Raw genomic sequence first — 13,060 nt, 5'->3', positions numbered from 1 at the left:
CTATTTTCCTTTCCTTCTTGAAATTATAAGCTTATCGCTAGCTTTTTTACGGCGAGTCTTAGCACCTTTAGTTGGTTTACCCCAAGGAGTAACAGGGTGACGTCCTGAGTTTTTCTTACCTTCACCACCGCCGTGTGGGTGATCAACTGGGTTCATCGCAGAACCACGAGTTTGAGGGCGAATACCTCTATGTCTATTTCTTCCCGCTTTTCCTATTGTGATGTTAGCCCAATCTTCGTTACCAACAACACCGATACTTGCCATACATTCAGCTAATACTTGTCTCATTTCGCCACTTGGCATTCTTAAGATTACATATTTTTCTTCTTTACCCATAAGCTGAGCATATCCACCAGCTGAACGAGCTATTTGTGCACCTTTACCAGGCTTAAGCTCTATGTTATGAACGATTGTACCAACTGGTATAAATCTTAATTTCATAGCATTACCAGGCTTGATGTCAAGTGATTTGTCTTCTGCAGAAGAGATAATATCACCAACATTTAAACCGCTAGGTCTAATGATATATCTTTTTTCACCATCTTTGTATGATATAAGTGCTATACGACAATTTCTGTTTGGATCGTATTCAATAGCTTCAACCTTACCTTCAATATCAAATTTGCGGCGCTTAAAGTCTATAATACGATAAAGTTTTTTAGCACCAGCTTCTTTATGTCTTGAAGTTATACGACCATTGTTATTTCTACCACCAGTTGCTGGTATCTTAACAAGAAGTCCTCTTACGCTTGGTTTTGCTGTAATATCTTCTGAACTTAATCCTGTCATATATCTACGGCTAGGAGTATATGGTTTATATGATTTTATAGCCATTTTATGCCTCCGTATTTTCTAGGCTTACGCCTTCAGGTAATTTAACGTAAAATTTCTTAACATCATCTCTTACGCCAATTCTTCCTCTAAAACGCTTCACTTTTCCATTCACTCTTAGAGAATTTACTTGAAGTGGCGTTACACCAAAATATTCTTTTAAAACTTCTTTTAAGCCATTTTTTGTAACTCTTGGTGAAGTTTGTATAACAACAACACCATTTTCTTGAAGGCCAAGAGTTTTTTCTGTATAAATAATTGTTTTGATATCAGTTATATCTGCCATTTTAGCCCTCTTTTGTTATTGTTTGAAGTGCTGCTTTTTCAATTATAACTGCACTATAAGTAGCTACTAAGTAAGCATTTACTTCACTTGCATCTACAACATAACTATTTGCTAAATTTCTAAACGCTAATAATGTTTTGTCATCAAGCAAATCTTTTACAACAAGCACATCTCTCAAATTTAAAGATTTTATGATTTTATTTGCATCTTTTGTTTTGCCTGATTGAACTTCTACGCTATCAACAGCAAAAAGTTTTCCAGCCTCTGCTTTTTGAGCAAGAGCAACTTCAAGAGCAAGTCTTTTTTGTTTTTTATTAACTTTTTGAAAGTAGTTTTTGTTATTTGTAGGACCAAATGCAACTGCACCACCTACCCATACATTCGTTCTAGTTGAACCTGCACGAGCACCACCACGACCTTTTTGTCTCCAAGGTTTCTTACCGCCACCACTTACAAATGCACGGCTCTTTGTATGAGCTGTATTTGCACGCATAGAAGCTAAGTAAGATTTTACGTAAAGATAAAGATTGTGAGGATTTACTTCTGCATAACTTGCAGGAAGTTCAAGCTCGCTAGCTTTTTCAAATTTATCATTTAATACGCAAATTTTACTCATTTTACAATCCTTATTCTACCCATTGCACCATTATAACCTGGCACACAACCTTTTACTACGATAATTCCATTTTCATTATCAAAGCTAACTAGTTCATTTTTAACAGTAACTTTTTCATTACCCATATGTCCCGCCATTTTCATACCAGGCTGAACACGTCCAGGCCATTCGCAGTTACCGATTGAACCGTGTCTTCTGTGAAATCTAGAACCGTGGCTTTTTGGACCACCAGCAAAACCATGTCTTTTTACAACACCCTGATATCCTCTACCTTTTGAGTTAAAGCTAACTTTTAAAACCTTAGCTTCACTAAGTGGAGTAACATCAATAGCACCAACTTCTGAGTTTGCTACTTCAATTGTTGCGAATTTATTAAATTCGGCAGTTAGATTGTATTTTTTTTGTTGACCTTGTATAGATTTGTTATTTGCTTTAGTATCAGCATAAGCAACGATAGCACGCTTATTTTCATCTATTTCGCAAACTTTAGTATCTACAAGTTTTAACAAAGTTACTGGTATGCTTTGTGCAGCTACTGTTCTGCTCATACCTATTTTTTCTACGATATATTCCATATATCACCCCTTACTTCATTGCACGAACTTCAACATTAACCTCAGGGGCTAAGTCAAGTTTTGTTAAGCTATCTACGGTTTCTGGAGTGGCTGCCACAATGTCAAGCATTCTAGCATGAATTCTCATCTCAAACTGCTCACGTGAGTCTTTGTTTACGTGTGGAGATTTTAAGACTGTGTAGCGTTTAGTCTTCGTAGGCATTGGCACTGGACCACGAACGTCAGCACCAGTTCTTTTGACAGCTTCTACAATTGCTGCAACTGTGCGGTCTAGAACTCTATGGTCATAAGCTTTTAGCTTTAACCTAATTCTTTCCATATTTTTTCCTTTTTAAAGAACTTGTCGCAAACCCGCGACCTCTTTACATAAAAACAAAACTTACAGAGGATTTATAAAATCTTATAAGCAGGTCATAGACACCTTTATCGTAAAGAGATTGTGATTTTACAAAAAGTCCCTATTAAAGTCAAGAAAAACAGTAGAATTTGTTAAAAAATTAAATTATTTTTTCCTTATAAAAAGGAAAAAATATATATCCAGCAATAAAGCATAAATTTTTAATCAACCTAGCAAAATCTCATTAAAAACTAAAATTATCTAAGTTGTATATTTTAATTAAAAATCTCTTTTTTAGCGTTAAAACTATAAATGTTTTTTAAATTTTTGCCGATGTATTATAAAATATCTCAAAGGATATAAGACAATGAGCTTAACACTCCCGCAAAATCCGCTTAACTATAATCCCGGAATCGAATCTATTTCTCCTAATCAAAAGTTCTCAGAAAGACCTTGGTATGCTAAGAAATATCACACAGATGCTCCAATGAGTGGATATACAAAAGATGAAAATCCAAAAGTAAGCATTTGGGGTAAGCTTAAGGGTTTAGACCCTGATTTTTCACAAGAGCAAATAAAAGAATTAAAGGATTTTATTGATGAGAGTGGGGCTTTAGGCTATCACATAGAACGAAGACTTAACGACCAAAAGAAAAAGGACTATATAGCGTAGATGAAATTATAAAAACCCTTCATCACGAGCTACGATATATGTCTGAAACTGCTGGTGTTTTGCTATTTTATGGTAGAAAAGATACCGAAATATTAGACCAAGATTTAAGCATAGATGAGTTTAAGACAGAGTGGGCTAAACATACACTTAAAGAAAGATTTAATCTAACTATAAGTGATGATGATGCCAAAAATGCTATCAATATCTTAAATGAACTTATCAAAGAACAAAAAGATAAGTCACAAGAAACAGAAGAAAAGAACAAAGATAATAAATTTAAACCAATCCAAGCTGTCAGTAAAAGCACAACCTACAAAGATGAAGCAACAAACGAAATAAAAAAGATATATGAAATCGTAAAGCGAGAGTTTGATTTGGGTAAAAATACATTTGACATACTTAAAAAAGTAGCACAAAGTAGAGTTGATAAACTAGCTTAGTATAAATAAATATTATATTTTTTTATTGGCTATATTACCGAAGATATTTTGCTTATAGTTTTGTTTATATCCTTACATCAACCTTTTTACGAAGCATAGGCTTTTCATTTTGTATGGTATGTTTGATATACATAATGTTATAAAGCTCGTTTGTGCTTATAAGTTTATCCCCTGCTAGGTGTATCAGGAAATTAACTTCGTTATCTTCCCCTATTGCCTTTTTTATGGCTGTAGCCCCTATCTCCCTTAAACTTTTAAAACCATATTCTTCTTTGTTTTTGGCTTTTTCTCTTATGCCTATATTTGCAAAATCTATTTTATTAAGCTCTTCTTCTGTCATATTTTTAACTTCAAGATTTGTAGTAGCTTTCTTGTCTATTGTAGTATTTAGCCTGCCGGTATAGTTGTATAGCTCTTTTACCGCTATCATTCTTCCACTATCAAATTTAAGTGTTATTGAGCCATTATCGTTTAGCTTCATGCTCTATATTTTATAGCTAAGGAAGCTTTACGACAAGGATAGACAAAAATATTTTAATAATTTAACTCATATTCCTAAATTACTACGAACCATCTTTCTAAGCTCAACAGTTGAATCATCAATGTTTGATAGTTCATTAATAAGATAATTCCTATAGCTGGCATTTGCATCCCTATTTTTCATCAAATCATTAGCCATTTCTCCACAAATTCCAAATGACAAAACACCATATAATGCAGCTTGAAACATATCTTCTCCACTGGCCGCAAATGCTGCTAACGCAGCTGAAAGCATACAACCGCTTCCGGTTACTTTTGTCATAATCTCATGTCCGTTTTCACCAACAGCTACATTATTTCCTTCTAGCACAACATCCATCTTACCAGAAACCACAACAACGGATTTTGATAATTGCCATAAAGCAGATGCGCGTTTTACTATCTCTTCCAATCCAAGCTCGGCGCTATCATTGCTTGTATCTACACCACGAGATTTAATGTCTTCTCCAACAAGGGCTGAGATTTCAGAAACATTGCCTCTTATAATGCTAAATTTTATATTTTCTATCAATTTTAAAGCCGTTTGTGTCCTAAATGTCGTAGCACCAGCACCAACCGGATCAAGCACCACAGGGATATTTAGCTCATTTGCTTTTTTACCAGCCTTTATCATAGATGTTATAGTTCTTTCGTTTAATGTGCCTATGTTTATAACCAAAGCGTTAGATATGCTAACCATCTCCTCAACTTCTTTTTCATCATCAGCCATAACAGGCGATGCACCAAGCGAAATAAGAGCATTTGCAACATCATTCGCTGTTACATAATTTGTTATACAGTGAACAAGCGGTTTTAGTAAGCGAATTTGTGATAAAATTTCCATATAATTCCTTAGTATTTTTAAAAAACTCAGGAATTATAACATAACCAATAATTTTATTATTAACTTATAAAAACTTTAAAATATCATCAGCATTATAAACATCATAGCCATTTTGCAAAAGCCATTCATACATCTTTTCTTGATTTTTAGCGGTTTTTATGGCTTTAAATTTAGATTTTAAAACAAAGGCTTCATTTATAAATGAACTAGCTTGTATAATAAGCTCACGACTTTCATTCATTATCTTTGCTATATTGTCTGAGTTTATATAAAGTGTGAAATTTTGATATTGTGTTGATAATTTTTCAAGCTCGTTAAGTTGCTTGTTTGCATTTGTGGTTGCCATTGAAACAAAAGCACCTTTTGATAGAAGTTTTTTTGAAATTTCAAAGCCCAAACCAAGTATATCACTTCCACCTATACTAACAAAATAATCAAATTTTTTATCTCTTAAAATCTTACTTTCAACATAAAACTCATCTCTAACCAAAACAAACCTAGCACCACAATAGATTTCTGTATCTTTTGCCAATAGTCCGTTGTAGTTTTCACTCTTTGCAAATAAATTTACATTTAACAAAAAATCGCAATAATGCTCTTTATACTCATCATCAAAGCTTAAAATTTTAACTCCGGTTTGATCCTTGATGTATTTTTCATCTTCAAAGCTTATGCCATAATGGTCTATTATCAAAAGTTCTATTTTTTCTGTTTTGATGAGCTTTATAAGCTCGCTTAAATCATCGCTTTGTAATATATACGTAGGATATGAAATTTCATTTATGATATTTCCTTCTAAGTTCATACAAGCAAAGCTGACATCTTTTATCTTTTTTGCAAGGACTAAATCTCTTTTTATATGGCCAAGGCCTATATCTGAACTACTATCAGAACGGATTAGGGTTTTTAGGTTTTGTATTTTTTCAAATAGCATTTATTTGATAGAGCTTTTGTGCAAATTCAAAATCTTGCAATGTGTCTATATCACAAACCAAATTATAAGGTAGAACAAATGCCTTTGAATTATCTTTAAAAATATTTTTATTGTCTAGCCAAGCCTCTCTTTTACCAAAATAAAACTGACCGGCATCGTGATATGACTTTTGTAAATCCTGTGAACGAGAGTTAAAATACTCCGGATAAAACATACTTACAGATTTGTTTTCATCAAGCATTAAAGCCCTTTGTATAGGATAAGAAAACTCACAAACAGAAAATAAAAAATTACTATTTGAACTTATAAATTCATCATAAGCTTTCATTAGAATTTGATATTTTAATAAAGGTGCGGTTGCATACAAACAGCATATATTTTGATATCTTTCATCCATTTTTTTTATGGCATCTATCACAACATCAACACTAGAAGCATAATCATCGCTTAATTTTTCATCTCTAAAAAATGGCACTTTTGCACCAAATTTTATCGCAACATCAGCTATATCTTTATCATCTGTGCTTACTATAACCTCATCAAATATCTTTGAGCTTAAAGCCGTTTGGATACTATAAGCTATAAGTGGTTTTCCTAAAAAATCTTTAATATTTTTTTTGGGTATTCTTTTGCTTCCACCACGAGCCGGAATTACACATAAGTTCATTTTAAAATCTCTTTTAATACAGCAAATAGTTTATCGGACACAAACCTTGCATCTGATAAGCTCATGCCCTGATGACAAGGCAAACTAAGCTCACGACTATAAAAATTTTCAGCATTTTTAAGGCTTATATCTTTGTATTTTTGTTTATAAAAACTAAACTTATATGTTGGCTTATAATGCACTTGAACACCGATACCAAGCTCATGAAGTTTGATAAAAATTTCTTTTTTAAATTTTGCTAGTTTTTCATCTAATAAAATAGGATACAAATGTCTTGAACTTTTTTTATTTGATGATATTTTTATAGTTTTAAAAAACTCATTATCTTTAAAACTCTCATTATAAAACTGAGCTATTTCCTCACGAACAGCTATCATATCATCAAGTCTTTTAAGTTGATTTGCACCCAAGGCACAAGCAACATCACTAAGCCTATAATTATAACCAAGCAAACTCATATCGCTATCCCAAAGCTCTTTTTTTGATATGCCGTGAGAACGATAAAGTCTAGCTAAATTTGCATACTCATCGCTATTTGTGGCTATAGCTCCACCCTCAAATGTGGTAATTGGTTTTATAGCATGAAAACTAAATATACTAATATCAGCATGATTTCCAACCTTAACGCCATCTATCTCGCTTCCAAGAGCGTGAGAAGCATCATCAAGGACTTTTATCCCGTGTTTTTTTGCTGTGTCTATTATGCTTTGTATCTCAACCGGATTTCCGCCAAAATCAACAACACTTATAACCTTTGTTTGGCTATTTATTAAATTTTGTATCAAACTCTCATCTATATTTCCATCATCTTTTACATCACAAAACCTAACATCAGCGCCACACATCAAAGCGGCATTGGCAGTAGCTGCAAAGGTTACCGGAGTTGTTATGACCTCATCTTGTTGTTTTACACCAAAGATAGCATAAGCTACATGAAGTGCCGAAGTAGCAGAGTTCATAACAACTACATTTTTTACCCCAAGATACTCGCAAAGCGCATCTTCAAAGGCATCCACATTTTTACCGCCAGTTAAAAAATCCCCCTTCAAAGCTTCGCAAACGGCATCAATATCACTTTGAATTATTTGTTGCTTACTATAAGGTATCATTTTATCATCTCCAACAAAGAGTTTTTGTCAAGCCACAAGTGATTTTTATCCGAGCTATACTCAAATTCATCTTTTACTTTCTTGCCTTTTTCTCCAAGTAAATTTGTAGAAAAATCAGAAGGCGTAAGAAACTGAATAGATGGACTAATCACATAATGGTCATCAAACTCGTATGTAAGATGAGCATCATCTTTTGAAATCATAACCTCGTGCATCTTTTCACCGGGTCTTATACCTATGATATTTATACCCAAATCAGGTGCAAGAGCCTTAGCAAGATCAGGCATAGACATGGAAGGAATTTTTGGTATAAAAATCTCTCCACCCTTCATTCTTTCAAAGTTTTTTAGCACAAACGAAACACCTTGTTCTAGGGTTATCCAAAATCTTGTCATATCCATATGTGTTATAGGTAGCTCTTTTGCGCCCTCTGAGATTAGCTTTTTAAAAAACGGCACAACAGAACCCCTTGAACCAACGACATTTCCATATCTCACGACACTAAAACGGGTATGCGAAGAGCCTACTATGTTGTTTGCAGCAACAAAAAGTTTATCACTTGCTAGTTTGGTTGCACCGTATAAATTTACAGGATTACAAGCCTTATCGGTAGAAAGAGCTATTACTTTTTTTACTTTGCATTCTATTGCAGCATTAATAACATTTTGAGCGCCATTTATATTTGTCTTTATGCACTCCATTGGATTATATTCGGCTATAGGCACATGCTTCATAGCAGCTGCGTGAATAACATAATCAACCTCACGCATAGCAGTTGTTAAGCGAACTTCATCACGGACATCGCCTATAAAATATCTCATCGCTTGATGTTTAAAAACCTGAGACATCTCGTATTGTTTTAATTCATCTCTTGAATATATAATCAATCTTTTTGGTTTATATTTTTTTAATAAAATTTCCGTGTATTTTTTCCCAAAAGATCCAGTTCCTCCGGTTATTAAGATACTTTTACCATCAAACATACTTTTCCTTTCTCATATAAACCAAAAATATATTTTAAAATTAAATTATTTTAAAATTCTAGGCAGTGTTATGCCCTCTTGGCTTTGATATTTTCCATTTTTATCAGCATAAGTTACTTCACAAGCCTCATCGCCTTGCAAAAACAATACCTGTGCTATACCTTCATTTGCATAAATTTTAGCCGGCAAAGGGGTGGTATTTGAAATTTCAATTGTTATATGACCCTTAAAACCTGGCTCAAAAGGTGTAACATTTACTATTATTCCACATCTTGCGTATGTGCTTTTACCAAGACAAATAGCTAAAACATCATTTGGCATATTAAAATACTCAATAGTCCTTGCAAGAGCAAAAGAATTTGGCGGAACAATGCAAACATCACCTTTAAAATCAACTACATTTTTTTCATTAAAATTTTTTGGATCAACTATCGTTCCACCTATATTTGTAAAAATTTTAAACTCATCACCAACCCTGATATCATATCCATAGCTTGAAAGTCCATAACTAACAACACCCTTACCTATCTGTTCTTCACAAAAAGGAGAAATCATATCGTGCTCTAAACTCATCTTTCTTATCCAAGTATCGCTTTTAAGTCCCATTTTTTTCCTTGATCAAATTTCGTAAAATTATACCATAATATAAAGCTTAATTTTAAAACTATTTGTAATGAAATATATCGTTTTTTAGATAAAAACTTTATATCCAAGACAAGCAAATAATAATATTTTTTATACTACAAAAACAAAAGTAAGCTTTAAATTTGATATTTTTTGATAAAATAGTAGTATTTTGATTTGTAATTTTAGGAGATTTTTATGAAAAAAGAAGATATCAAACATATAATTGAGCTATTTGAAAAAAAAGACATAAACAAAATTCGTATAAAAGAAGGCGATTTTGAAATTGAGCTTGAAAAACAGACAGAAACATTGGAAAAACCAGCCGCACCAGCTGCTTCACCGGCACCGACACCTATAAACGTTCAAGTTGTAAATGAAAAACCAGCAACAACTGCCAAAAATACATTAAACTCACCTATGGTAGGAACATTTTATTCAGCTCCTAGCCCGGGTGCTTCATCTTTTGTAAAAGTTGGACAAAAGGTAAGAAAAGGCGAAGTTATAGGCATTATTGAGGCTATGAAAATAATGAACGATTTAGAGGCTGAGTATGATTGTCAAATTTCTGAAATTTTAGTAGCTGATGGTCAGCCAGTTGAGTTTGGTATGGCATTATTTGCGGTGGAGAAACTATAATGCAAATAAATAAAATTTTAATAGCAAATAGAGGAGAGATAGCTCTTCGTGCATTAAAAACTATAAAAGAAATGGGTAAAGAGGCGATAGTTGTTTATTCTACAGCTGATAAAGATGCCCTTTATGTAAAATACGCTGATGCAGCCATTTGTATAGGAAATCCTCGTTCAAGTGATAGCTACTTAAATATACCAGCGATTATTTCAGCAGCTGAAATAAGTGAAGCTGACGCGATATTTCCCGGATATGGATTTTTAAGTGAAAATCAAAATTTCGTTGAAATTTGCGAATACCATAATTTAAAATTTATAGGACCAAGCATACAAGCTATGGCTATAATGAGCGATAAAAGCAAGGCTAAGCAAGTAATGCAAAGAGCTGGAGTTCCTGTAATACCAGGTTCTGATGGTGCTATAAAAGATGTTAAATTCGCAAAAGAATTAGCAGCCAAAATAGGCTATCCGGTTATCATCAAAGCCGCAGCTGGTGGTGGCGGAAGAGGAATGCGTGTCGTTGAAAAAGAAGAGGATCTAGAAAAGGCGTTCTGGTCAGCTGAAAGTGAAGCAGTAACAGCATTTGGCGACGGAACTATGTATATGGAAAAATACATCTTAAACCCAAGACACATAGAAGTTCAAGTTCTTGGAGATAGTCACGGAAATGTTATTCACGTTGGCGAAAGAGACTGTTCTATGCAAAGAAGGCACCAAAAACTTATAGAAGAAAGTCCGGCTGTATTGCTTGATGAAAAAACTAGACAAAAGCTTCACGAAACAGCAGTAAGAGCTACAAAAGCTATAGGGTATGAGGGTGCTGGAACATTTGAGTTTTTGGTTGATAGGGATTTGAATTTTTATTTCATTGAGATGAATACTCGTTTGCAAGTTGAGCATTGTGTTAGCGAAATGGTAAGCGGACTTGATCTTATTGAGTGGATGATAAGAATAGCACAAGGTGAAAAACTACCATCACAAGATAGCATAAATCTAAATGGTCATGCGATAGAGTGTCGTATCACAGCAGAAGATCCAAATAGCTTTGTTCCAAGTCCAGGAGAGATAACAAAATACATATGCCCAGGCGGAAGAAATATAAGAATGGATAGCCACGTATATCAAGGTTACAATGTTCCGCCGTATTATGATAGTATGATAGGAAAGCTGATAGTTTGGGATAGCAATAGAGAAAAGGCTATTCACAAAATGCGTATCACGCTAGAACAACTTATAATAGGCGGCATAAAAACAACTCGTGATTTTCATATACAAATGATGAAAAATAAAGATTTTATATCAAATAATTACGATACAAACTATTTATCAAAGCATTAAAGCAAAGTGCAGTTAGGGTTTTCCCCTAATTGTGCTTTTAAGGAAATTTGTGAAATTAATTAACTCATTTTGTGTAGGTTTGCTATTATCGCTAGCCATTTTGTTTACAATTTTTGTTGGAATAAAGATTAATTATTTTGATTATTATGTGATAAATGAGTTTTTTAATGTGATATTTGTTGATAACATAAACTTCTATATTCTTTTGCCTATATCAATAACACTTGGTTATCTTTTGCTATATTTTAGATTTAAAAAGATTATTATAGCTTTTTATTTGATTTGTCTTATAGTTTGTGTTTGTTCTTGGAGTGAGCACATAGGCAAACAAATAGGCGAGTTTTTGTTTATGAGTGAGCCTTATGAAAAAATCATAACATATAACAATGAAACCAAAAAAATAAAACTCATAACAATGTATGAAGGTAGAGATAAAGTTTATCTTAGAATTGATGGCACAAATACGGTATTTAGCAATAAAAAATAAGGATATTTTGTGATATAATCATTCCTTATAATAAGGAAAAAAATGAACAATTTAGACTTTTTTTATCAAGCACCTTTAAAAAATTTTAAATTTATAAACCGAAAAGTTTTTATCACGTCAGCAAAAACCATAATATCAGGCTGTATCGGAAGTGGAAAAACTTCACTAATATGCGAGTATTTAAACAAATTCAAACAAAACGATAGGCTTTATATAAACCTAAAAGATATAAGAATAGACAAAGACCAAGTCTTAAAAAACCTAAAAGATTTTGTAATAAAAAACAATATCAAAGTTTTAGCTATTGAAAGTATCAGTCGAAACGATATAGCAAATTTAACAAGCTGTTTTAAGCATTGCGAAAAAATAGTTTTTTCAACATATGATGTAAATCTAAAAATAGATAGCTTTTCAAACCTAAAACTAAACTATCTAGACTACGAGGAATTCATATCATTTTTTAAAAAAAACATAGACCAATCAATGCTTTTTAGCCACTTTTTAGCACACGGAGGGGCTGTAAGAAGTGCTTTTTTAGATCCAAGTGAAAACTCCGAGTTTTTACAAAATGAATTAAAAAGAGCCATTGAACCACAAAAGATAGAGCTATTAAAAGAGTGTGCTTTGCAAATATCATCTGAGCTAAACAGCTATGAAATCTATAAAAACATAAAATCAAAAACAAAAGTTTCAAAAGATAGTGTGTATAATAAAATTTACGAGTTAGAGCAAAATGGATTTATCGTTAATGTAAGTAAATTTAATGAAGCAAAAGCAAAAAAAAGAGTGTTTTTTTCAAATTTTGCATTAAAAAACAGCTTGGTTTTAAAAAAAGATTTTAACTCTGTATTTAAAAATGCTGTTTTTTGTGAATTATTAAAACTAAAAACAGATATATTTTATACAAAAGAGTTTGATTTTTATCTACCAAATAGAAAAATTGCTATTTTGTGTGTGCCTTTTGGGATAAGCGAAATAGTATTTTTGAAATTTCAAAAACTTCGTTCAATACTTAAAGAACTCAATATAAGCAAACTTCAAGTCATAAGTGTCTCAAACTACGATGAAATAAGTCAAGAGGGGATAAAATGCAAGATAACACCTTTTTATCAATGGGCATTAGGGTTTTAAGACTTCAAATAAGTTAAATAAGAGATTTTATATA

Annotated in this window: 18 protein-coding genes; 6 read left to right on the top strand and 12 right to left on the bottom strand. The window is 32.7% G+C overall.

The window, feature by feature from the left end; translation table 11 throughout:
• From rplB to rpsJ, 5 genes are read right to left on the bottom strand one after another with little or no spacing between them, the layout of a single operon-like run.
• On the bottom strand, positions 1-834 hold the full coding sequence (gene rplB, locus CPIN17260_RS00670) for a 50S ribosomal protein L2 (RefSeq protein WP_069633350.1): 834 nt from the start codon (positions 832-834) through the stop codon (positions 1-3).
• A 1-nt stretch (position 835) separates the two neighbouring features.
• Entirely contained in the window at positions 836-1,117 is a 282-nt protein-coding gene (locus CPIN17260_RS00665; protein WP_069633351.1) for a 50S ribosomal protein L23, read from the bottom strand.
• A 1-nt stretch (position 1,118) separates the two neighbouring features.
• On the bottom strand, positions 1,119-1,733 hold the full coding sequence (gene rplD / locus CPIN17260_RS00660) for a 50S ribosomal protein L4 (RefSeq protein WP_069633352.1): 615 nt from the start codon (positions 1,731-1,733) through the stop codon (positions 1,119-1,121).
• Complete coding sequence (rplC, locus tag CPIN17260_RS00655) at positions 1,730-2,308, bottom strand: 50S ribosomal protein L3 (RefSeq protein ID WP_069633353.1); 579 nt, start codon at positions 2,306-2,308, stop codon at positions 1,730-1,732. Before rplC ends, rplD begins: the two co-directional genes overlap by 4 nt.
• 10 nt (positions 2,309-2,318) lie before the next feature.
• The gene (rpsJ, locus tag CPIN17260_RS00650; RefSeq protein ID WP_069633354.1) at positions 2,319-2,627 is read right to left on the bottom strand and encodes a 30S ribosomal protein S10; all 309 of its coding nucleotides are present in this window, start codon (positions 2,625-2,627) and stop codon (positions 2,319-2,321) included.
• A 385-nt stretch (positions 2,628-3,012) separates the two neighbouring features.
• Here rpsJ and CPIN17260_RS00645 point away from each other — a divergent pair, with 385 nt between their 5' ends.
• Positions 3,013-3,318, top strand: coding sequence for a hypothetical protein (locus tag CPIN17260_RS00645; RefSeq protein ID WP_078440403.1), 306 nt, complete (start codon positions 3,013-3,015; stop codon positions 3,316-3,318).
• A gap of 38 nt (positions 3,319-3,356) precedes the next feature.
• Positions 3,357-3,758 (top strand): Cj0814-related protein, encoded by a 402-nt coding sequence (locus CPIN17260_RS00640; protein ID WP_078440402.1) that lies wholly within the window; start codon positions 3,357-3,359, stop codon positions 3,756-3,758.
• A 64-nt stretch (positions 3,759-3,822) separates the two neighbouring features.
• Here CPIN17260_RS00640 and CPIN17260_RS00635 read toward each other — a convergent pair whose 3' ends face one another.
• The 7 genes from CPIN17260_RS00635 to dcd form a co-directional block, all read right to left on the bottom strand.
• Entirely contained in the window at positions 3,823-4,239 is a 417-nt protein-coding gene (locus CPIN17260_RS00635; protein ID WP_078440401.1) for a hypothetical protein, read from the bottom strand.
• 66 nt (positions 4,240-4,305) lie between these two features.
• Positions 4,306-5,121: a hydroxyethylthiazole kinase gene (gene thiM / locus CPIN17260_RS00630; protein WP_078440400.1), complete on the bottom strand. Its 816-nt coding sequence runs from the start codon at positions 5,119-5,121 to the stop codon at positions 4,306-4,308.
• Positions 5,122-5,185: 64 nt separating this feature from the next.
• Positions 5,186-6,055, bottom strand: a complete 870-nt coding sequence (pseG, locus tag CPIN17260_RS00625) for a UDP-2,4-diacetamido-2,4,6-trideoxy-beta-L-altropyranose hydrolase (RefSeq protein ID WP_069637080.1) — start codon at positions 6,053-6,055, stop codon at positions 5,186-5,188.
• Positions 6,045-6,722 carry a pseudaminic acid cytidylyltransferase gene (gene pseF / locus CPIN17260_RS00620; RefSeq protein WP_069637081.1) on the bottom strand — a complete coding sequence of 226 codons (678 nt, stop codon included), beginning with the start codon at positions 6,720-6,722 and terminating at the stop codon, positions 6,045-6,047. The genes pseG and pseF overlap by 11 nt, the downstream gene beginning before the upstream one ends.
• On the bottom strand, positions 6,719-7,831 hold the full coding sequence (gene pseC / locus CPIN17260_RS00615) for a UDP-4-amino-4,6-dideoxy-N-acetyl-beta-L-altrosamine transaminase (RefSeq protein ID WP_078440399.1): 1,113 nt from the start codon (positions 7,829-7,831) through the stop codon (positions 6,719-6,721). The genes pseF and pseC overlap by 4 nt, the downstream gene beginning before the upstream one ends.
• Positions 7,828-8,814 (bottom strand): UDP-N-acetylglucosamine 4,6-dehydratase (inverting), encoded by a 987-nt coding sequence (pseB, locus tag CPIN17260_RS00610; RefSeq protein WP_078440398.1) that lies wholly within the window; start codon positions 8,812-8,814, stop codon positions 7,828-7,830. The genes pseC and pseB overlap by 4 nt, the downstream gene beginning before the upstream one ends.
• A gap of 45 nt (positions 8,815-8,859) precedes the next feature.
• Positions 8,860-9,420 carry a dCTP deaminase gene (dcd, locus tag CPIN17260_RS00605; protein WP_069637084.1) on the bottom strand — a complete coding sequence of 187 codons (561 nt, stop codon included), beginning with the start codon at positions 9,418-9,420 and terminating at the stop codon, positions 8,860-8,862.
• A gap of 216 nt (positions 9,421-9,636) precedes the next feature.
• Between dcd and accB the strand changes: the two genes are divergently transcribed.
• The 4 genes from accB to CPIN17260_RS00585 are packed head-to-tail and all read left to right on the top strand — an operon-like array spanning position 9,637 to position 13,026.
• A complete protein-coding gene (accB, locus tag CPIN17260_RS00600) occupies positions 9,637-10,077 on the top strand; it encodes an acetyl-CoA carboxylase biotin carboxyl carrier protein (RefSeq protein WP_078440397.1) in 441 nt (146 codons plus the stop codon).
• A complete protein-coding gene (locus tag CPIN17260_RS00595; RefSeq protein ID WP_069633362.1) occupies positions 10,077-11,408 on the top strand; it encodes an acetyl-CoA carboxylase biotin carboxylase subunit in 1,332 nt (443 codons plus the stop codon). The genes accB and CPIN17260_RS00595 overlap by 1 nt, the downstream gene beginning before the upstream one ends.
• Positions 11,409-11,457: 49 nt before the next feature.
• A complete protein-coding gene (locus tag CPIN17260_RS00590) occupies positions 11,458-11,895 on the top strand; it encodes a hypothetical protein (RefSeq protein WP_069633363.1) in 438 nt (145 codons plus the stop codon).
• Between the two features lie 42 nt (positions 11,896-11,937).
• Positions 11,938-13,026: an ATP-binding protein gene (locus tag CPIN17260_RS00585; protein WP_078387318.1), complete on the top strand. Its 1,089-nt coding sequence runs from the start codon at positions 11,938-11,940 to the stop codon at positions 13,024-13,026.
• The last annotated feature ends 34 nt before the right edge of the window (positions 13,027-13,060 follow it).

Source organism: Campylobacter pinnipediorum subsp. pinnipediorum (assembly GCF_002021925.1).
Lineage (GTDB): Bacteria > Campylobacterota > Campylobacteria > Campylobacterales > Campylobacteraceae > Campylobacter_A > Campylobacter_A pinnipediorum.
This window is presented reverse-complemented; position numbering and strand designations above follow the sequence as displayed.